This window comes from Streptomyces sp. NPDC001617 (assembly GCF_053596855.1).
Genome location: NZ_JBSFHA010000029.1, coordinates 51379 through 72090 on the forward strand (window position 1 = coordinate 51379; position 20712 = coordinate 72090).

Consider the following 20712-nt stretch of genomic DNA (forward strand, 5'->3'; position numbering starts at 1 on the left):
TGTATGCGTACGGGGATGAAGTGCGGGCGACCAAAAACGCCGGTCCCGGCGCGCCTGTTTCAGGGCGCGGCCGTGGACCGGCGAATGGGAGCTCGCTACTTCTTGGAGCCGGCTGCAGCCTTGCCGAAGCGGGCCTCGAAGCGGGCCACACGGCCACCGGTGTCGAGGATCTTCTGCTTGCCCGTGTAGAACGGGTGGCACTCGGAGCAGACCTCGGCACGGATGGTGCCGCTCTCGATCGTGCTACGGGTGGTGAACGACGCGCCACAGGTGCAGCTGACCTGCGTCTCGACGTACTCGGGGTGGATGTCGCGCTTCAAGGTGTCTCCTAGTTTCGGGAGGGCGCCGGGTCGCCTACGCGGGATACGGGGGCGTGAACCGGAGCCGACGTACCAGTCTGCCAGGACTGGGGCCATCCCCCAAAACCGGGGGTTGCCGTGATCTATTCCCTGGGGGCGTCGGGGGTGGTTCGCCCGACGCCTACGACGCCGTCACCACGCCCTTGGCCTCGCCCGTCGCCGTGCCCTGCGTGGCCGTCCTCGGGATCGCCTGGTCGTTCTTCAGGGCCGTCCACACCTGCTCGGCCTTGGCCTTCTTCACGATCACCCGGTTCGGGTTGGCCGGGTCGTACTCGACCGGCATGGTGATCATGTGCATGTGGGAGGAGCTGATGCCCTTCAGGCCGCCGGCGAAGGAGGCCAGGGAGCCGATCGAGCCGAGGTCGGAGTCGGCCGTGACGGACTTGGTGGCGGTGTCGGCGAGGTTGTACAGCTTCTCCGGGCTGGTGAAGATGCCGACGTGCTTGACCTGGTCGACCAGGGCCTTGATGAAGGCCTGCTGGAGCTGGATGCGGCCGAGGTCGGAGCCGTCGCCGACGCCGTGGCGGGTGCGGACCAGGCCGAGGGCCTGCTGACCGTCGAGCGTGTGGGTGCCGGCCTTGAGGTTCAGGTGGCTCTGCTTGTCGCTGATGTTCTTGGTCGTGGTGACCGGAACACCGCCGAGTTCGTTGATGAGCTTCTCGAAGCCGGCGAAGTCGACCTCGAGGTAGTGGTCCATGCGCAGACCGGTGAGGGACTCGACGGTCTTCACCGCGCAGGCCGCGCCGCCCGTGGTGTACGCGCTGTTGAACATCACGCCGGACGCCGCGTCGTGCGTGGTGCCCTTGGTGTCGGTGCACTCGGGGCGGTCGATGAGGGTGTCACGCGGGATGGAGACCACGCTTGCCTTCTTGTGGCCCTTGTAGACGTGGACGATCATCGCCGTGTCGGAGCGGGCGCTGCCGTCGTCCGTGCCGCCGCCCAGCTTCCTGTTCGAGCCGGAGCGGGAGTCCGAGCCGAGGACCAGGATGTTCTCGGAGCCGTTGTCGACCTTCTTCGGCCGGTCCGTGCCGAGGGCGCTGTTGATGTCGACGTTCTTGATGTTGCCGTTGAGCTTGAAGTACAGGTAACCGGCGCCGGTACCACCCAGCACGACGATGCCCGCGGCGGTCCAGGCCGCGATCAGCAGGCCCTTGCGACGCCCGCTGCGGGGCTTGCGGCGGCGGCCCTTGCCGCGGCCCTGCGAACCGTTCGTGCCGTTCTCGCCCGGTATGCCGGGCTCCGGCGTGCTCTCGGCGGACATGTGCTCCTCGAATCTCGTCCGGTCGGTTACCCCCTGCTTTCAGGGACAGGCCTCAATCGATGCGGCTGATACCGCACCATCGTCGCTCCGTCGGGTCAGACGGGGAAACTCGGGAAAGGGTTGCACAACGCACTGTGCCCAACCCGTGGAGGATTGGGCACAGAGCGTGATGATGTAAACGGTTCAGACCCGGCTCACCTGCGATGTCAGCCGAAGATGTCGTACTGCTGGAAACCGGTACCGACCGAGATTCTTGTGGCAAAGATCTCGCTCGTGGCCTTACCGGTGCCCTTGTACAGGTACAGGGTCCCTCCGGACGTACGGGCCAGGAAGTCGGCCTTGCCGTCGCCGTTGACGTCCCCGATCGCGTCGAAGGCGTTGTATCCGGTCCAGGCGCTGCGCACCTTGATACGGGCCGAGAAGGCGCCCGTGCCGGACTTGCCGGTGCCCTTGTACAGGTACAGGTCGCCGGTGCTCTTGTTGCGGGCGAGCAGGTCGGCCTTGCCGTCGCCGGTGAAGTCGCCCTTGCCGCGCACCATGTTGTACTGGTTCCAGCCGGTGCCGACCTCCACGCGCGAGGCGAAGGTGCCGTTGCCCTTGCCGGGGTAGATCCACAGGGTCCCGCCGGAGTCGACCGACAGCAGGTCGGGCAGGTAGTCGCCGGTGACATCGCCCGGCGCGATGATCCGGGTCCGGGTCGTCCAGCCGCTGAAGATCTTCGTCTGGGACCAGGAGTCGCTGGACGGCACGTAGTGCAGCCAGTACACGTCACCGCTGGAGCTCTGGCGCAGCACGAGGTCCTGGTAGCCGTCCCGGTTCAGGTCGGTCTGCAGGACGAGGTTGACGCCGGAGTACGACCCCAGGGAGACCCGCGCCGCGAACGACGTGCCCTGGGAGTCCTTCTCGAACGCCTCCTTGCTGGAGGAGCTGCGCACGAACAGGTCGGCCTTGCCGTCCGTGTAGCTGAGGTTGGTGTCGTCGACGTTCGCGTAGGCGGCACCGATGTAGGTGCTGACCTTCGAGAAGACGCTGTAGTAGCCCTTGTCGACGCAGTCCTGGACGCCCCACGAAACGACGCCCACGATGCGGTTGCCCACGACCAGCGGCCCACCCGAGTCACCGTTGCAGGCGGCCTTGGTCCCGGTGTCGGTGCCGCTCTGCACGCCGGCGCAGATCATGTGGCCCTTGACGTACTCGGAGCCGTACACGCCGGTGCAGGTGGTGTCGGTGTGGATCGTCAGCGAGGCCGACTTCAGGGTGTCGGAGATGTCGTCGCTGCTGGAGCTGGTGCGCCCCCAGCCGTAGACCGTGGCGCTGGTGCCGCCGGCGTACGAGGTGGTGTCCCCGGACGTCGTCATGCGCAGCGGTGTCGCCTTGACGGGCGCGGCGAGGGTGAGGACGGCGATGTCGTTGTTGATGGTCGTCGGACTGTACGACGGGTGGTTCCACTGCCGCAGCGGCAGCGAGACCGTGCCGCCGTGCAGGTCGGTGTTGCCCGAACTGTCCGTCGTCGGCAGCTGGTTGGTGCCGGTCAGGACGGCGCCGTACGACTTCCAGTCGTAGCTGTTGCCGTTCTCGTCCTTGACGCAGTGCGCGGCGGTGAGGATCTTCGTCGGCGAGACGACCGTGCCGCCGCAGAAGAAGCCGATGTCGTCGCTGGTGTCGCTGCTGGTGCCGTTGTCGTCGTAGTACCAGAGCTGCGCCATCCAGGGCGCCGAGGTGATGGCGGTGTCGGTGCCGCCGATGACGTACGGGCTCACGGTCGAGCCGGAGGAGCCGGTGGTGCTCGCGCTGAGCGTCGACTTCTTCGCCGTCGTCTCCCCCGCGGTTCCGTCGGTGGCGAGCGCCCCGGCGATCCGCTGGGTCAGCTCGGCGGTCGACACGGAACGGGTGGCGGGCTTGGTGCTCGGCGTGGGCACGGAGGACGCGGCGCTGGCCGAGGAGGACAGCACCGCGGCGGCGACGGCCGCGGCGATGCCGGCGGCACCGATGGGCAGGACGAGACGCATCCGGCGTCTGTGCCGACCGCTGCCGGACATGGGTGTGGACAAGGGTGTTCCCCCAGGGGACACAGGTGATGGGAGAGGCGCGTGCACACGCCTGTTCCTCTCAGCGCACAAAGGGCGCCCTCCGTCACTCATGTGACGGAGGGCGCCCTTTGTGAAGACTGTGACTCAGTCGCCGTTGCCCGGCATCGGCGTCGTCTTCTGGATCTGGAGCAGGAACTCGGCGTTCGACTTGGTCTGCTTCATCTTGTCGAGGAGCAGCTCGATCGCCTGCTGCTGGTCGAGCGCGTGCAGCACCCGGCGCAGCTTCCACACGATGGCGAGCTCGTCGGAGCCGAGCAGGATCTCTTCCTTACGGGTACCGGACGCGTCGACGTCCACCGCCGGGAAGATGCGCTTGTCGGCGAGCTTCCGGTCGAGCTTGAGCTCGGCGTTGCCGGTGCCCTTGAACTCCTCGAAGATCACCTCGTCCATGCGCGACCCGGTGTCCACCAGGGCGGTGGCGAGGATGGTCAGCGAGCCGCCGTCCTCGATGTTGCGGGCCGCACCGAAGAAGCGCTTCGGCGGGTACAGCGCGGTCGAGTCGACACCACCGGAGAGGATACGGCCGGAGGCGGGCGCGGCGAGGTTGTACGCACGGCCCAGACGCGTGATCGAGTCGAGCAGCACGACCACGTCGTGGCCCAGCTCCACCAGGCGCTTGGCGCGCTCGATGGCGAGCTCGGCGACCGTGGTGTGGTCCTCGGCCGGGCGGTCGAAGGTCGAGGAGATGACCTCGCCCTTCACCGACCGCTGCATGTCGGTGACCTCTTCCGGACGCTCGTCGACCAGGACGACCATCAGGTGGCACTCGGGGTTGTTGTGCGTGATCGCGTTGGCGATCGCCTGCATGATCATGGTCTTGCCGGTCTTCGGCGGGGCCACGATCAGACCGCGCTGGCCCTTTCCGATGGGCGCGACGAGGTCGATGATGCGGGTCGTCAGCACGCCCGGGTCGGTCTCCAGACGGAGCCGGTCCTGCGGGTACAGCGGCGTGAGCTTGTTGAACTCCGGGCGTCCGCGGCCGTGTTCGGGCGCCATGCCGTTGACGGAGTCGAGACGCACCAGCGCGTTGAACTTCTCCCGCCGCTCGCCTTCCTTGGGCTGGCGGACCGCGCCGGTGACGTGGTCACCCTTGCGCAGGCCGTTCTTGCGGACCTGGGCGAGGGAGACGTACACGTCGTTCGGGCCCGGCAGGTAGCCGGAGGTCCGGATGAACGCGTAGTTGTCGAGGATGTCGAGGATGCCCGCGACCGGGATCAGGACGTCGTCCTCGGCGAGCTGCGGCTCGGCGCCGCCGATCTCGTCACGGCCACGACGGCCACGGCGGTCCCGGTAACGCCCGCGACGGCCACGGCGGCCGCCCTCGAAGTCGTCGTCGTCCTGCGGGCCGTTGTCGCGCTGCTGACGGTCCTGACGGCCGCCGCCCTGCTGCTGGCTCTGCTGCTGACCGCGCTGGCCGCCCTGCTGGTCGTCGCTCTTGCGACGGTCACCGCGGTCGCCACGGTCACTGCGGTCGCGGTCACTGCGGTCGCCGCGCTCCCGGCCGCGATCCCGGCCGCGGTCCCGGCGGCCACGGCCGTCGCCGTCACCGGCGTCGCCCTTGGCGTCGTTCTGCGCCTGCGGAGCGGGCGTCTCGGCCTTCGGCTCGCTCTTCGCCTCGGCGACGATGGTCTCGACGCCCGCGGACGCCGGGGCGCCGGCCTCGGCGGTGGCACGGCGACGGCGGCGCTCGGTGGGCGCGTCGTCGCTGGCGGGCTGGCCGGGAATCTCGATCTGCTGCTGGGCCACGGCCGTCTCGGCGGGGGCCTCGGCCGACTTCTTGTCGGCGGCGGGCGCGGCGTCCTCGCCGGTGCGGGCCTTGGAGGTGGCCCGGCGCTTCGGCTTGGTCTCGGCGGCGGCCTCGCTCTTCGGAGCCGCAGCACCTCCTCCGGCCTGCGCTTCCTTGATGACCTCGATCAGCTGGCTCTTGCGCATACGCGCCGTGCCCTTGATGCCGAGGCCGGATGCGACCTGCTGCAGCTCGGCCAGCACCATGCCCTCGAGGCCGGTACCGCGGCGCCGCCGGGAGCCGGCACCGGTGGCAGGCGCGGAGGCGTCCGTGGCGGGCGCGGCAGCGGTCTCCTCGACACGTGCGCCCATCAGATCGGTGGTGTCGCTCACGAAGGGTCCTTCCCTGGAGCGGACGTCGGCCTGTCTGGCTCGGCGACCGGTTGTGCTGTCCGGCAGTGGTCCTTGCTGTGTGGACCGTGCCGGGGCGGTGGTCCGCCAAAGGTGGCGGAGGGAATATCTGGGATGGCGCTTACCGAGACCTGGGCCGTGGCACCGGGTGCCGGTGTCACGTGGCTCGGTAGCACCGATTCCGGAGCGTGCCCGGCGAGTCGCTCAGTGCTCGCGTACGAGGTACTGCCCGCGTACCTCGTACGGAACACAGTGCGGCTTGGGAGGCTCCCGGAAGAATGTCTGTCCCGGACGGGGACACGAAGCACCTCGCCATGGTGGGGTCGGGTGCAGACTTGAGGTTAACACTACCGGATCCAACAAACATTCCCCCTCTCGAAATCCGGTGACGGCGCGCTTTCACATGTCACCGGAAGGTGCGAGCGGCAACACGCTCGCTCCCTGTGCGTCGAGGTCGAGCCGGTTCGCGGCCCAGCCCTCGCCTGCCAGATGGGCCACCTTGTCGGCGCTGTCGGCGTCGGCCAGCGCCAGCACGGTGGGTCCTGCTCCTGAGATGACTGCCGGGACTCCGTCGGCCCGCAGCCGCTCCACCAGGGCGGCGCTCTCCGGCATGGCGGGAGCGCGGTATTCCTGGTGGAGACGGTCCTCGGTGGCGGGCAGCAGCAGCTCGGGGCGCCTGGTGAGGGCCTCGACGAGCAGGGCCGCCCGGCCCGCGTTGGCGGCGGCGTCGACGTGCGGCACGGTGCGCGGGAGCAGTCCGCGCGCGGTCTCGGTCAGGACCGGCTTTCCGGGCACGAAAACCACCGGAACGATGGAATCGGCGGGCTCCATCCTGATCGCCCGCGCGGCCCCCGACTCCATCCAGGAGAGGGTGAATCCGCCGAGCAGACAGGCCGCCACGTTGTCGGGATGCCCCTCGATCTCGGTCGCGAGCTCGAGCAGCGCGGCGTCGTCGAGCCGCGCCTCCCCGCCTATGGTCACGGCGCGCGCGGCGACGATGCCGGCGCAGATGGCGGCGGAGGAAGACCCCAGGCCACGGCCGTGCGGGATGCGGTTGGCGCACACGATCTCGAGGCCGCGGGGCTGCCCGCCGAGCAGGTCGAAGGCGGTGCGCAGGGACCGTACAAGAAGGTGGTTCTCGTCACGCGGCAGCGTCTCGCTGCCCTCGCCCGCGATGTCGATGTGCAGCCCGGAGTCGGCCACCCGGACGACCACGTCGTCGTAGAGCCCCAACGACAGGCCGAGGGCGTCGAAGCCCGGGCCGAGGTTGGCGCTGGTGGCGGGGACGCGCACCCTTACGGCGGCGGCGCGGAAAGCTGGACCGGCCATCGCTCGATGACTCTCCTTGAGCTGCGTGATTGTCGAAGACATTCGATGTCGTACGAAGACCCTTCGGGCCGTGGAGACGGCGCGGCACCCTGCCATACGCGAAGGCATATGCAGGGGGCGGGTTCGGTACAGCCTATCGAAGGAAGGTTCTGTGGCGACATAGGGCGCACAGGAGGCGCACGATGCGTGTCGTAAGCCCCCTGTGCACCCCTGTGCGGGAATCCCCCGTAGAGGCTTCCGTCAGGCGAGGCCGAGGCGGTCGGCCGCCGTCGCCGCGTCGACCGGGACGGTGACCGGCTGCGGGGCGCCGGCGACGGCCCAGTCCGGGTCCTTCAGGCCGTTTCCGGTGACGGTGCACACGATGGTCTGGCCCGGGTCGACCTTGCCCTGCTCGGCGGCCTTCAGCAGACCGGCGACGGAAGCGGCCGACGCCGGCTCGACGAAGACACCCTCCTGCGCGGCCAACAGCCGGTAGGCGCGCAGGATTTCACGGTCCGTCACCTCGTCGATGAAGCCACCGGACTCGTCCCGCGCGGCGAGCGCGTACTGCCAGGACGCCGGGTTGCCGATGCGGATGGCGGTGGCGATCGTCGACGGGTCCTTGACGACCTCGCCGCGCACGATCGGGGCGGAGCCGGAGGCCTGGAAACCCCACATCCGAGGGGTCTGCCGCGCGACACCGTCGGCGGCGTACTCCTTGTAGCCCTTCCAGTACGCCGTGATGTTGCCCGCGTTGCCGACCGGGAGGACATGGATGTCGGGGGCGTCGCCCAGCATGTCCACGATCTCGAAGGCGGCCGTCTTCTGCCCCTCGATACGCACCGGGTTGACCGAATTCACCAGCGCCACGGGGTAGTTGTCGCTCAGCGCGCGGGCCAGCGTGAGGCAGTCGTCGAAGTTGCCGTCGACCTGGAGGATCTTGGCGCCGTGCACCAGCGCCTGGCCCATCTTGCCGAGGGCGATCTTGCCCTGCGGCACGAGGACGGCCGACACCATGCCGGCCCGCACGGCGTACGCGGCGGCACTCGCCGACGTGTTACCGGTGGAGGCGCAGATCACAGCCTTCGCGCCCTCCTCCTTGGCCCGGCTGATGGCCATGGTCATCCCGCGGTCCTTGAAGGATCCGGTGGGGTTGGCGCCCTCGACCTTGAGGTGAACCTCACAGCCCGTGCGCTCGGAGAGCACCTGCGCGGGCACGAGAGGCGTGCCGCCCTCGCGGAGGGTGACGACCGGCGTGGTGTCGGACACCGGCAACCGGTCCCGATACTCCTCGATGATTCCGCGCCACTGGTGGGTCATTGCTGCTTACTCTCCTTCAACCCGCATGATGCTGGCGACACCCCGCACGGTGTCGAGCTTGCGCAGCGCCTCGACGGTCCCGGACAGGGAGGCGTCGGAGGCTCGGTGGGTGACGACGACGAGAGAGGCCTCGCCGTCCTTGCCCTGCTGGCGAACCGTATCGATGGAAACCCCGTGCTCGGCGAACACGGTGGCAACCTGGGCGAGAACACCCGGTTTGTCGGCGACGTCGAGGCTGATGTGGTAGCGGGTGACGACCTCACCCATCCCCGACACCGGCAGCGCGGCGTACGCCGACTCGCCGGGCCCGGTCGCTCCGTTGAGCCGGTTCCGGCAGACGGCGACGAGGTCGCCGAGGACGGCGGAGGCGGTGGGGGCGCCGCCCGCGCCGGGCCCGTAGAACATGAGCTGCCCGGAGGCATCCGACTCGACGAACACGGCGTTGTACGCGCCGCGCACGGAGGCGAGCGGGTGGATCAGCGGAATCATCGCGGGATGCACGCGCGCGGTGACGGACTGCCCGTCCTCGGCCCGCTCGCAGATGGCGAGCAGCTTGATGGTGCAGCCCATCTCCCTGGCCGAGCGGAAGTCGGCGGAGGTGACCTCGGTCATACCTTCGCGGTAGACGTCGTCGAGGCGCACACGCGAGTGGAAGGCGATGCCGGCGAGGATGGCGGCCTTGGCGGCGGCGTCGAAGCCCTCGACGTCGGCGGTGGGATCGGCTTCGGCATAGCCGAGCGCCGTGGCCTCGTCGAGGGCCTCCTGGTACCCCGCCCCCGTGCTGTCCATCTTGTCGAGGATGAAGTTGGTCGTCCCGTTGACGATGCCGAGCACCCGGTTGACCTTGTCACCAGCGAGGGACTCGCGCAGCGGCCGGATCAGCGGGATGGCCCCGGCGACGGCGGCCTCGTAATAGAGATCCCGGCCGTGCTGCTCGGCGGCCGCGTGCAGGGCGGCGCCATCCTGGGCGAGCAGCGCCTTGTTGGCGGAGACGACGGAGGCACCATGCTCGAAGGCGGTGGTGATGAGGGTGCGAGCGGGCTCGATCCCCCCGATGACCTCCACCACGACGTCGATGTCGCCGCGTTTGACGAGGGCGGTGGCGTCGGTGGTGACGAGTTCGGCCGGGATGCCCTCACGGACCTTGGAGGGCCGTCGTACCGCGACGCCCGCGAGCTCGATCGGGGCCCCGATCCGGGCGGCGAGGTCGTCGGCGTGCGTCGTCATGATGCGCGCCACCTCTGAGCCGACAACCCCACAGCCCAGCAGCGCCACCTTCAGCGGACGCGTACGCATCATCCGACCTCGTTTCCTCATACCGTCTACGGTTGGACCAGTCTCACTCACCGGACGGGGGTTTCTGTCCCTCGTCCGCATCATGAGACATCGATTTCATTTGTGCAGGGGTGGAAGACCGAAGATCTTCCACCCCTGTCTCGTGCGGGCCTGTTCGGGCCCGCTCGGGCCTGTTCGGGGCGGTTCGGGGCCTCACCCGACGTCGAGACGCAGCAGATCCTCCTCGGTCTCGCGACGGACGATGACCCGCGCCTCACCATCGTTCACGGCGACGACGGGCGGGCGGAGCACATGGTTGTAGTTGCTGGCCATGGAACGGCAGTACGCACCCGTCGCCGGCACGGCGATCAGGTCACCCGGTGCCAGGTCGGAGGGCAGGAACGCGTCCTTGACCACGATGTCCCCGCTCTCGCAGTGCTTGCCGACGACCCGGGCGAGCATGGGCGCGGCGTCCGAGGTCCGCGACACGAGCGCGACGCTGTACTCGGCGTCGTACAGCGCGGTGCGGATGTTGTCGGACATGCCGCCGTCGACGGAGACGTACGTACGCAGCCCGTCGAGGGGCTTGATGGTGCCGACTTCGTAGAGCGTGAAGGCCGTGGGCCCGACGATGGCGCGCCCGGGCTCGACGGAAATCCGAGGCGTACGCAACTTGGCGGCCTCGCACTCACGCGTGACGATCTCTGTCAGGGCCTTGGCGATCTCGTGGGGCTCACGGGGATCGTCATCACTCGTGTACGCGATCCCCAGCCCGCCCCCCAGGTCGATCTCGGGCAGCTCGACGCCGTGCTCGTCACGGATGTCCTTGAGCAGCCCGACCACCCGGTGGGCGGCGACCTCGAAGCCGGACATGTCGAAGATCTGCGACCCGATGTGGCTGTGAATACCGATGAGTTCGAGCCCGTCGAGCTGAAGGGCACGCCTGACCGCCTCGGCCGCCTGACCGCCTGCGAGCGGAATCCCGAACTTCTGGTCTTCGTGTGCGGTGGCGATGAACTCGTGCGTGTGGGCTTCCACGCCGACGGTGATACGGATCTGCACGCGCTGCCGCTTGCCGAGTGCCTGGGCGATGTGCGCGACCCGGACGATCTCCTGGAAGGAGTCGAGGACGATACGCCCGACGCCGGCGCGGACGGCCCTCTCGATCTCCTCCTTCGACTTGTTGTTGCCGTGGAAGGCGATCCGGTCGGCGGGCATGCCGGCGGAGAGGGCCGTGGCGAGCTCACCGCCGGAACAGACGTCGAGGTTGAGCCCTTCCTCGTGCAGCCACCGCACGACGGCACGGGAGAGGAACGCCTTGCCGGCGTAGAACACGTCGGCGTCGTGGCCGAAGGCGGTACGCCAGGCGCGGGCGCGTTCCCGGAAGTCGACCTCGTCGAGGATGTAGGCGGGGGTGCCGTGCTCTTCGGCGAGGCTCTTGACGTCGATGCCGCCGACGGTGACGACACCTTGGGCGTCACGCGTGACCGTATGGGCCCAGACCTTGGGGTCGAGGGCGTTGAGGTCAGTGGGCGGGGCGGAGTAATGCCCCTCGGGAAGGACGTCGGCGTGACGGGGCCCGGCGGGGTGTGCGGAACGGCTCATCTTTGTCGTCTTTCAGAGGTGTTCGGGTGCGTCGATGCCGAGCAGGGACAGGCCACCGGCCAGCACCGCCCCGACGGCTTCGGCGAGCGCGAGCCGGGCACGGTGGGCGGCCGAGGGTTTCTCCTCGCCGATCGGAAGGACGGTGAGGAGAAAGGGGAGCGCGGCATCGGCGACGGTGACGAGGTGCCGGCAGAGACGGTCGGGCGTGCGGTGTGCCGCAGCCCGGGCCAGGACGCGGGGGTGGTCGGCCAGGGCGGTGAGCAGGGGGGCGAGCGGGGGGGCAAGCAGGGGGGCGAGCAGGGGGGTGACTTCAGGGGTGGAGAAGGGGCTGGGCTCGCGGGTGGAGAAGGCGCCGACTTCATCGGTGGAGAAGGGGCCGAGTTCGCGGGTGGGGAAGGGGCCGACTTCACCGGTGGAGAAGGGGCCGAGTTCGCGGGTGGAGAAGGCGCCGACTTCACGGAGGGAGAAGGGGCTGGGCCCGGTGGGGGGTTGGGCGGGCGTCGACTCGGCGAGCGGTGCGTCTGCGGAGTCGGGGAGGCGGGCGGCCGGGGGTTCGGTGAGACGACCGTCTCCCGGCTCGGAAAGGCGTACGTCTCCCGGTTCCGCGGTGAAACCCAGGTCGGCGGCGTTGCGGCTGAGGGCCCGGGTGCGGGCGTACGCGTAACGCACGCGAAAGAGGGGGTTGCTCTCGCGCTGGACCAGGTGGTCGGCGGTGATACGGGGCCGGTCGTGAGCGGCGGGATGGAGGAGCGCCCAGCGGGCGGCGTCGGGGCCGAGTGGGGTGGGGTCTTCCGGGGCCGGGACGGGACGGAGGTCGACGGGGGTGTGGTGCTGGACCTCGGTGGGGGCGGCGTGGGGACCTAGGGGGGCGGGGCCGGGGTCCTCTGAGGACGGGACCGGGGGTAGGCCGACGGGAGCGAGGGGCTCGACCTCGGTGGGGGCGGCGTCGGGACCTAGGGGGGCGGGGCCGGGGTCCCCTGAGGACGGGACCGGGGGTAGGCCGACGGGAGCGAGGGGCTCGACCTCGGTGGGGGCGGCGTGGGGACCTAGGGGGGCGGGGCCATCGGAGGCCGGGACGGGCCGAAGATTGGTCGGCTTCCGGTGCTCGACCTCGGTGCGGCCGCCCTGGGAGGCGATGATGCGGGTGAGGGCGTCGGCGACGACCTCGGCACGGATGTCGTACGGGATGCGCAGTGTGATGATGCGGCCGGCGAGGGTGTCGCTGTGGCCGTACGCCTGGCCCTGGTCGAGGATCTCGCGGGTGAGGGCGGCTGCGGAGGTCGCGCCGTCCCGCAGGCTGATGTTGAGGAACCCGGGCCCGGTGACGGTGACGTCGGCAAGGCCGGTGGCGTGGGCCAGATGCCGCTGCAGGATCTCCGCGACGCGCAGGGGCGGTTGGCCGGCCGGGCGGGCGAGCTGGAGGGCGATGTTGGTGGCGTAGTCCCCACAGCCACCGGGACCGGGCGGGGTGACGACAGCCCGTGCCGGCACCGCGACGCTGAGCTCCCCTTCGTCGACAGCACGACGCACCGCGCACAGCACGGTACGGGAGAGCTCGACGGGGGTCACGGGACAAGCGTATGGGAGGAGGGGGGTGGGTAGGCGAGCCGGTTTGGGCGACGGTCCGGGATGTGGGACGGGGTGGGGCGCGTGGACCGGGCGCGGCGAGCGGCGGGGGGTACGGGCGGGCTTCGCGTATGAGGCGGAGTGCGGGTACGGCGACGGGGGGGGCGGCCTGGGTCAGGGATGCCATCGGAGGTGGTTGCCTGTTGGGGCGAACCCGAGGATGAGGCCCCGTTCTTTGCGAGTGAGCCCTGACACGGAGGCTGCCTGTGCGGGTGCGGGGTGAGAGTCCAGGGTGCGGGGTGCGGTGCTGGTGCGGGGCGGCGGGTACGAGTGAAGCCGGCAACGGAGTCGGCGGGTACGAGTGAAGCCGGGAACGGAGTCGGCCCGTACAGACGACGAACCCGGAGCCGAGGTCGGCGGCCTGGATCAGGCTCCGGCGCGCCCGGCCCGCTCGGCCTCGCCGACGCCGAAGACGGGCCCGAGGGAGGACGCATCCTCGTCTCCCCCACCACCCCCACTCCTACTGCGCTCCATCAACTGCTGTACGAGACGGACGAGTTCGGCCGGCTCGAAGGGTTTGGCGAGAAACGCGTCGACGCCGACATCAAGCCCGGTCTCGACCTCGTAGGAGGTACAGGCACTGACGATGGCAAGCGGAAGATCACGGGTACGCGGATCGGAACGCAGCCGGGCCGCCGTCCGCAGCCCATCCAACCGTGGCATGACCACATCCAGCGTCACCACATCGGGCCGCACCTGATGAACGACATCCAGACACTCGGCACCATCGGCCGCGGTCACGACCTCAAGCCCCTCCAGCTCGAGATTGACCCTGATCAACTGCCGGATGACCTTGTTGTCGTCCACAACAAGCACTCGGCCTGACGCGCCTGGCACAACTCGAGAGTAGGTCGAGACCGGCCAGCGCGTCCGGCTTTTCCCCACTTCTGCCTCGCGCGGGCGACATGGGGAGGTAGTGCGCGACAGTCCCGACGCCCCTCCTGCCGCCACGCTCCACCCCCGATAAACCGTTCATGAACACCCCGAAGGAGCTGGTAGGGTTCTACCCGTCGCCGCCAAGCAAGGCGCCCGACACGCCCCCGTAGCTCAGGGGATAGAGCAACGGCCTCCGGAGCCGTGTGCGCAGGTTCGAATCCTGCCGGGGGCACTCGCCTCACCACCTCCCAAGTTTGGGAGCTGACCAGGGCGGATGCCGACAGAAGAGGGCGGGAGTTCAGTCTCACTGACTCCCGCCCTCTCTAGTTGTCTCTCAGTGTCCGCGACACACCTCCGACACACCGGGTCAGACATCAGGTGTCGCCTGGCTGCCTCTTAACAGCGTGCCTGGTGGCAGGGCTTGCGCTCCTCGGCATGCTTCAACCGCTCGCCTCGACTGGCTCACAAACACCTTGCGCCATATCGTTTTTCATAGATGCCCAGTCACGCTGCAGCGCGGAGGTGACCACGGTGAAAATGTTCATTAGCTGGTCAACGCCTCATGCCCAAGTTGTGGCGGAAGCTCTGCGGGACTGGCTCAAAGACATGATCCATGCCCTGGAACCCTTCGTATCTTCTTTGGACATCGCCAAAGGGGAACGCGGACTGGCCGTAATTGCCCGCGAACTCGAAGGGGCCAGTCACGGCATTATCTGCGTAAGCCGAGCCAACCAGAGTGCACCATGGCTAAACTTTGAGGCTGGCGCGATATCCAAGCAGGTAGAGAAGTCCCGGGTATTTCCCGTTCTCATCGACCTCCCCGGATCTGACCTGCAAGGGCCATTACGAGAGTTCCAGTACACCGAGCTTTTTTCTGAAAAGGACATGCTGAGGCTGGTAGAGTCGATTTGGGATACATGCCCTGACTCAAATATCAGCCTCATTCAACTACAAAAAAACTTCGCTCGGCTATGGCCGGAACTCATGGATGCTCTCGACGAAGTCAAGCGGACGCCCTCAACAGTCGAGCCTGCACCATCTCAAGAAGCCAGGTCAGCCGAAGACAAGCTTGACGAATTGCTTGGACTGGCACGACAGAATCAGCGGCGCATCGACAGCCTTGAAGCGGCCAGGTTCACGGACCAGTCCACCCGACGTCAACGCACGCCATCACTGGGCGACTCATGGTCGCTGCACCCATCCGTTGACGAAGTTCACCATATAATGCACGAAATTTCAGACCGCCTCACAGAGGAAATCGGCGAATCAATAGAAGTACGAATGCTCAGGCCAGACCGCATTCAAGTTCGCGTGCCTGCAGGCGTCAGGATCGATCCGCAATCAGCGAGCACACTAAACGAGTTGGCTCGAAGCCGGGGACTAAGTCTCCACTTCCGCCGCGAACGAAGAGAGGGGGACGAAGTTCTTGAGTAGCCCTAAGCCCAATAACCATGACGGGTTACTGGAGGGCCGTACCACTAAAGACTTTTCACTCAGCCCTAGCGACTATCAAAGGTCACCTTCTACTTCCAGCAGTTTCATGATTTTCACATTCGCCGCCTCTTCGTGACCGTCAATGCAGCCGTGATACCGGCGGTGGATCACCTCCGGGGAGTTACCGACTCGACGGGCCACTTCAGCGATGGGTACTCCAGCATTCAACCACCGCGTGATGCATGCATGCCGCAGGTGGTACGGGCGCCCTGCCAATGGTGAGTCAGCGCGCTCCGGCGGTAGGGCGTAACTCCGCGCCTCCTCCCACACCCGCCAGTAGGTGGAAGAGCCGACCACTCCCCCACGTTCGTTGCCGAACACGCGCCCTTCCTTGGCGGTCCCGAACTCCTTCAGGTGGGCCCGGAGGATGGCGACCAGGACGGGCGGGATGGGCACCGGGCGGTCGCTCGTCGCCTCCCGCGCCTTCAGGCCGCGGCGGTCGTGCCGCTCGCCTGAGTCGGTCCACTGCTTGCCGGAGACGGGGCGTGTCTCCCGCAGCGTGAGTGTGCCCCAACCCGTGTCCGGCAGGTGGCAGTCAGACCGCTTCAGCCCGACCGCCTCAGCGGGCCGCAGGCCCGCGTAGTACAGGACGGCATAGAAAGCGACCAGGCGCCGTCCGCGGCAGCGATCCCATGACCCGACGTAGGAGACAGCGGTGAGCAACTGTCGGGCCTGCGCGGCGTTCACCAGGACGCGACGGTCCACCACCTCATTGGAGCCGACGTGCTTCCGGCGGACGCGCTGAAGGGGGTTCTCCGGGAGCTCCCCCGCAACCACAGCGTGTTCGAGAGCGGTGTTCAGAGCGCGGCGCCGCCGCTTGTACGTGTCGCCCGCGGCCGGAGTGCCGTCCAGCTTGTAGCTGAGGCGGTACAGCACGTCCTCGAACACCTCGGTATCGGCAAGGTCGCCCAAGGGCCGGTCGGTCGTTGTGACCCACTCGTACGCGGCCTTGAGTTCGGCCGGCGGGTCCTCTCCCCCGTTCGCGGGCACGATCCCCCACCGAAAGGCCAGCCGAAGGGTTTCGTCGTCGGGAACGTCATCCCCGCGCTTGACCATGGCGAGGGTCACCGCCGCCAGACCGTCGGCCATGCCTTCACGGGTCTTGGCCGCAGCCGTCCGCCACCGCCCGGCCACGTACTTCCGGCAGAACTCGAACCACCGCAACGGCGGTTCGGCGTCCGCTGCTTCGGCGACTTCGGCCGCCGCGCGCACCTCGGACTCAGGCAGCCCGGATTCGATCTCGAATGCCTCACCGCGGCGGTTCATGGCCTGCCATAGCTCGGACCGTCGGCTCTCCGCGAGAGCCAACGTGGTGAACGTGTCGCCATGCACCCGCCCTGCGACCACCCACCGAAGGCGCCATGGGCGCGACTTGCGCCCGGTCTTGGACACCTTCCATAGCTTGACGTCGAAGGAGTAGCCCAGCCGGGCCGACCCACGAGGGCGCCCGGCAGGGATGTCATTCTGGGTGCTCACGCAGCGTCCTCCCGCTCCGCAAGCCAACGCTCGTACTCCGAACGCCTGATCCGCACGTCGCCGTTCGGGAGCTTGATCGAGCGGGGGCCCTTCCCGAGCTGGCGCCACCGGTAGAAGGTCGACGGGGCGACCTTCAGATCAGTGATGACCTCTTTGAGGGTCATCTTTTCGTCCCGCGTGCGGGCGCTCATTCCGCCATCCCTTCGGCTTCGTCGGCACCGGACAGGCCGGACAGCTCCAATTCCGACTGTCCGGGGTGTTCGTGCTGGTCAGATGAGGTAACCGGACAGCCGGACAGTGCGGACACCTCTTGCACGCCCTCTGTCCGGGCGTCGGTGTCCGGGTAGTACCGGCCGCCGGGGTCCTTGGTGAGCTGTCCGGCGTCGGCCATGCGGTTGCAGGTGCGCCGGATCGTGTCGAGGTCGACGTTCGGCAGCTCCCCCGCCATGTCCTTCGGCTTTGCGCCGGGGTGGGAGCGGACGTAGCGCAGGATCGTGGCGCGGGTGTCGCTGACGGTGTGGTCGGTGACTGGGCCATCCAGCAAGTGCCAGGCTCCGGAGGCGGGTTGGAAGCTGAGGGCGTATTCGGCTTCGTCCACGTCGCGGCCGGTGACGTGCAGGACGCCGTCCGCCTGCCCCCGGGCCCGCTTCAGTACGAGAGTGGCGTCAGCAGCTCCGGCAATCCCGTTGGTGCCGGACACCTCCGTGAGGAAGTCCTCGGAGCCTGCCTTGCGGACGTGGTGGACCAGGACGACGGCCACGCCGTAGTGGTCGGCGAGCCGCTTGGCGTAGCCGACGGCAACATAGTCCGCGTCGTAGGCCGATACGCCAGCCGGGGCCTGTCCGCGCATCTTGGCGAACACGTCGATGACGACCATGCGTGCGTCAGGGTTGCGCTCCAGCCACTGGGCGATGGCCTCGGTGCCGCCCTGGGGGAAGGGCGGACACTCGGTGACCAGCGTCAGACCGGCGGGCGCAGGCTGGCCCCCTAGGAGCTTGCCCATGCGGGTCTGGAGACGGCGCGGGGTGTCTTCCAGGGCGAGGTACAGCACCGGTCCGCCCTGGACGGGCACGGAGTCGAACGCCTTGCCTCCGGCCGCAACGGACAGGCCCAGTCCGAGGGAAAGCCAGGATTTGCCGACCTTGGGCGGTCCGGCGAGCACGCTGACGCCCTCGGCGAGGATGCCGGGCACGGCCCATTTCGGCTCGGGGAAGTGCGCGGCCATGAGCTGATCGGCCGTCCATGCGGTCCGTGGGCGCTCCCGCTTCGGCGGCGCCGTGGGGGCCGTCTCGGGGTCGCTGGGCACGGAGTACAGGTGCAGGGGCGGGATGGGGTGGGCGCTCATGCTGCGACCGTCCGGGGGCGCCGTGCTCCGGCCCGCAGGCCGGAAGCGATGGTGCGCCGTGCCTCGCGCTCGCCCTGGCCGACTTGGAGCGCGGCCGTGAGGAGCCAGCCGGTGACGTCCGCTTCGCTCAGCTCGCCCCCAGCGACCAGCTGCCCGAGGGCGACCGCGGCGACGTACAGCGCGTTGTTGTGCTCGTGTGGGCCGGAGCCGGTGACCCGCGCAACTTCCCCGTTGACGGCGGACCGCAGGAAGGCGGTGCGCCGCCCCTGGCCCGTGAGGGCGATCGTGATGGGCGTCTGCGGGGGCAGCGGCGCCGGGCGCAGAAGGTCGGCGAGCCAGCCCGGCAGAGGCGCCACAGGGGCATCGTGGGTGACCTCGTACGGGAGTCCGGCGAAGGTGCTGCCTGCGCCGACCACGAGCCCGCCCCACGCGCGAGTGTCGACCTTCCAGCCGAGCCCGCGGGCACTGTCCCCGGCCGTGTTGCGCAGGGGCTCGCCCTCGGGGGAGGCGAAGTACAGGTGGGTGCCGCCGCTCCACGTACGCACGGTGTAGGTATCCGCGGGGAAGGGCTGGGCGTGGCGTTCGCAGAGTACGGCGAGCACGTCGGCGCCATCGGTGACGCCGTGCTCCGCCCAAACGGCCGGCGGGGTGTCGTCGGGGTGCTTGGGCTTGTCCAGGTCGATGACGACCAGGCCGGAAGGTCCGGTGGCGATGCCGAGGTTGAAGGCGGCGACGGACCACGCGCAGGCGATGCGCTCCGGGTCGGTGGTGGCGCGGGTCTCCCAGTCGGAGACGGCCGGGCGCTTGTCGCCGGGGATGAGGGGGAAGACGCGCCAGTCACGCGACGCTGCGTCAAGCGCGGCGGTGAGCTGGGCAGAGCCGTCCGGGTGCGGCATCCTTGGGTTCTCCTGTTCTGTCTTCGGATGGGCAGGGAGAACCGCGGCGGCGGGCGACCTTGCTGGGGAGTCCCGCCGCCGCGGCGTTGCTACTGGTGCTTGGCCCAAGCGGCGTATTCCTGGCGGACGTAGCCGCGTGGGTTGGCGATGGTGGCGGGGTGTTCGGGCCAGTACGGGTCACCGCTGTAGTTGCCGCTGCCGTTGCAGTCGATTTCCAGGAGGCGCAGGGCGGCGCCCAGGGCCACGGTGGGCACGTCGGAGTGGATGCGCGCGGTCTCGTCGTCCAGGGCCATGCGGTCCAGTAGGGCGGCTTTGCGCAGCCAGTACTCCCGGTCGACGGCGCTGCCGGTGAGGTGCCTGCGGGCGCGGTCGGCGGTCCAGCCGATCTCGTTGATGATGCTCGGGGCGAGTGCGTACGCCTCCTGCGGTGCGGGCCATGTGACCGGCTCGGGTCGGTGGTCGGCGGTGACGTACAGGCGGTGTCGCTTGCGGTCGCGGGTGTAGGACTGGCGCACGGCGCCGGTTGCGAACGCCTCGCGCAGGGCGGTGGTGATGCGGTCGGTGTCGTCGGGCTCGCAGATGACGCGGATCTCGAACATGGTTGTCCTCTCGGGGTGTTCAGCCGTGGAAGTGGCTGCGCTTGATGACGGCCTTGCGGATGTGGACGGTGCTGCCGCGCTGGCCGTCGGCGATGGCGCGGACGGGCATGCGCCACGCGAGGACTGCGAGGGCGATCCACATGGCGGCGCCGGAGGTGAACCCGGCGGCGGCGTTGATGACTTCGCCGATGCCCCAGCCGACGCCGGCCGCGAGGGCGCCCCCGCCGATCCCGGCGCCGAGGAAGCGCTGAGTGATCGGGTCAAGCAGGGGCAGCGGGGTGAGGTCGCGCGGCTCCGGCATGCGCATGGGCGGCGGGGTGAGGTGCTTGGGCATGGGGACCATGCGCCCGTAGGCGTCGGGCACCCAGACCACGGGGCCGCGTTCGGCGGCCAGTTCGACGGCGGCCGGGGTGGGCGCGTACAGCTCCAGCGATGCCGGGTCGTACGCGGCGGCGGTCGGCGTGTCTGGCCGCAGGGCGGGGAGGTGTTCGTTCACGAGTCGGTCTCCTCTCACTTGCCGAGGGCGGAGAGGGCGTCGGCGGACGCCTGCACGAGGTTGTGGATGGGCTCGTACGCGCCGGTCCCGGCGACGAAGAACCCGAACAGGAACAGCACCAGGGCGGCGCCGCCCCCGGCGGACTTGGTCTTGACGGCGAGGGCGGATGCGGCGCCGAACAGCAGCACGGCGGAGATGTTCAGGACCATCGGGTTTCCTCCGGACGGGGTCAGTCGGCAGTGCCGGCGCGGTAGATGCGGGCCCAGCGGTTGTAGAGCCAGCGGCCGGCGCGTATGCGCTTGCCGGTGGCCTTGCAGCGGCGGCAGTCCTTGCCGCGCTTGAGGCGTCCTTTGCGGTCGGTCTTCATCTCGAAGCCCCAGCCGGAGCACTTGCGGCAGTTGCCGAACGGCGAGGCTGCACACAGCCCGACGTAACTGAGTGTGACGATGAGCAGGCAGGCGATAGCAAGGAGGGTGGGGGTCATCGGGGCCCTTCCAGGCGGTTTCCGAGGGTTTCCGCAGGTGGGGTGCTATCCGCTAGATCGCAGATG

19 protein-coding genes and 1 tRNA gene are annotated in these 20712 nt (G+C 69.0%); 2 read left to right on the plus strand and 18 right to left on the minus strand.

Annotation, left to right across the window (positions count from 1 at the left end; translation table 11 throughout):
- Positions 1 to 95: 95 nt before the first annotated feature.
- From rpmE to ACWC09_RS22745, 10 genes are all read right to left on the minus strand, one after another.
- The gene (gene rpmE, locus ACWC09_RS22700; RefSeq protein ID WP_019326867.1) at positions 96 to 320 is read right to left on the minus strand and encodes a 50S ribosomal protein L31; all 225 of its coding nucleotides are present in this window, start codon (positions 318 to 320) and stop codon (positions 96 to 98) included.
- A gap of 160 nt (positions 321 to 480) precedes the next feature.
- Positions 481 to 1620 carry an LCP family protein gene (locus tag ACWC09_RS22705; protein WP_450852385.1) on the minus strand — a complete coding sequence of 380 codons (1140 nt, stop codon included), beginning with the start codon at positions 1618 to 1620 and terminating at the stop codon, positions 481 to 483.
- 206 nt (positions 1621 to 1826) lie between these two features.
- Complete coding sequence (locus tag ACWC09_RS22710) at positions 1827 to 3629, minus strand: trypsin-like serine protease (RefSeq protein WP_450852386.1); 1803 nt, start codon at positions 3627 to 3629, stop codon at positions 1827 to 1829.
- A 165-nt stretch (positions 3630 to 3794) separates the two neighbouring features.
- Complete coding sequence (gene rho / locus ACWC09_RS22715) at positions 3795 to 5828, minus strand: transcription termination factor Rho (protein ID WP_450852387.1); 2034 nt, start codon at positions 5826 to 5828, stop codon at positions 3795 to 3797.
- Between the two features lie 417 nt (positions 5829 to 6245).
- A complete protein-coding gene (gene thrB, locus ACWC09_RS22720; protein ID WP_450852388.1) occupies positions 6246 to 7175 on the minus strand; it encodes a homoserine kinase in 930 nt (309 codons plus the stop codon).
- Positions 7176 to 7415: 240 nt separating this feature from the next.
- Entirely contained in the window at positions 7416 to 8474 is a 1059-nt protein-coding gene (gene thrC, locus ACWC09_RS22725; protein WP_450852389.1) for a threonine synthase, read from the minus strand.
- Positions 8475 to 8480: 6 nt separating this feature from the next.
- Entirely contained in the window at positions 8481 to 9773 is a 1293-nt protein-coding gene (locus ACWC09_RS22730) for a homoserine dehydrogenase (protein ID WP_450852390.1), read from the minus strand.
- 189 nt (positions 9774 to 9962) lie between these two features.
- Complete coding sequence (lysA, locus tag ACWC09_RS22735; protein ID WP_450852391.1) at positions 9963 to 11354, minus strand: diaminopimelate decarboxylase; 1392 nt, start codon at positions 11352 to 11354, stop codon at positions 9963 to 9965.
- A 12-nt stretch (positions 11355 to 11366) separates the two neighbouring features.
- Positions 11367 to 12923 carry an ArgS-related anticodon-binding protein NrtL gene (nrtL, locus tag ACWC09_RS22740; protein WP_450852392.1) on the minus strand — a complete coding sequence of 519 codons (1557 nt, stop codon included), beginning with the start codon at positions 12921 to 12923 and terminating at the stop codon, positions 11367 to 11369.
- Between the two features lie 423 nt (positions 12924 to 13346).
- Positions 13347 to 13796 (minus strand): response regulator, encoded by a 450-nt coding sequence (locus tag ACWC09_RS22745; RefSeq protein WP_450852435.1) that lies wholly within the window; start codon positions 13794 to 13796, stop codon positions 13347 to 13349.
- 220 nt (positions 13797 to 14016) lie between these two features.
- On the opposite strand from ACWC09_RS22745, the gene ACWC09_RS22750 reads away from it, so the two are divergent.
- A tRNA-Arg gene (locus ACWC09_RS22750) sits at positions 14017 to 14088 on the plus strand.
- A gap of 179 nt (positions 14089 to 14267) precedes the next feature.
- Positions 14268 to 15290: a toll/interleukin-1 receptor domain-containing protein gene (locus tag ACWC09_RS22755; RefSeq protein ID WP_450852393.1), complete on the plus strand. Its 1023-nt coding sequence runs from the start codon at positions 14268 to 14270 to the stop codon at positions 15288 to 15290.
- Positions 15291 to 15365: 75 nt separating this feature from the next.
- Here the strand turns inward: ACWC09_RS22755 and ACWC09_RS22760 are convergent, their stop codons facing one another.
- From ACWC09_RS22760 to ACWC09_RS22795, 8 genes are all read right to left on the minus strand, one after another.
- Positions 15366 to 16826: a tyrosine-type recombinase/integrase gene (locus ACWC09_RS22760; protein WP_450852394.1), complete on the minus strand. Its 1461-nt coding sequence runs from the start codon at positions 16824 to 16826 to the stop codon at positions 15366 to 15368.
- Positions 16823 to 17017: a helix-turn-helix transcriptional regulator gene (locus ACWC09_RS22765; protein WP_450852395.1), complete on the minus strand. Its 195-nt coding sequence runs from the start codon at positions 17015 to 17017 to the stop codon at positions 16823 to 16825. The genes ACWC09_RS22760 and ACWC09_RS22765 overlap by 4 nt, the downstream gene beginning before the upstream one ends.
- On the minus strand, positions 17014 to 18171 hold the full coding sequence (locus ACWC09_RS22770) for an AAA family ATPase (protein ID WP_450852396.1): 1158 nt from the start codon (positions 18169 to 18171) through the stop codon (positions 17014 to 17016). The genes ACWC09_RS22765 and ACWC09_RS22770 overlap by 4 nt, the downstream gene beginning before the upstream one ends.
- A complete protein-coding gene (locus ACWC09_RS22775; protein WP_450852397.1) occupies positions 18168 to 19067 on the minus strand; it encodes a bifunctional DNA primase/polymerase in 900 nt (299 codons plus the stop codon). Before ACWC09_RS22775 ends, ACWC09_RS22770 begins: the two co-directional genes overlap by 4 nt.
- A gap of 89 nt (positions 19068 to 19156) precedes the next feature.
- A complete protein-coding gene (locus ACWC09_RS22780; RefSeq protein ID WP_450852398.1) occupies positions 19157 to 19666 on the minus strand; it encodes a hypothetical protein in 510 nt (169 codons plus the stop codon).
- A gap of 19 nt (positions 19667 to 19685) precedes the next feature.
- Positions 19686 to 20162 (minus strand): hypothetical protein, encoded by a 477-nt coding sequence (locus ACWC09_RS22785; RefSeq protein ID WP_450852399.1) that lies wholly within the window; start codon positions 20160 to 20162, stop codon positions 19686 to 19688.
- Positions 20163 to 20176: 14 nt separating this feature from the next.
- Positions 20177 to 20371, minus strand: a complete 195-nt coding sequence (locus tag ACWC09_RS22790; protein ID WP_144315779.1) for a hypothetical protein — start codon at positions 20369 to 20371, stop codon at positions 20177 to 20179.
- 20 nt (positions 20372 to 20391) lie between these two features.
- Positions 20392 to 20646, minus strand: a complete 255-nt coding sequence (locus ACWC09_RS22795; protein ID WP_450852400.1) for a hypothetical protein — start codon at positions 20644 to 20646, stop codon at positions 20392 to 20394.
- Positions 20647 to 20712 lie beyond the last annotated feature (66 nt).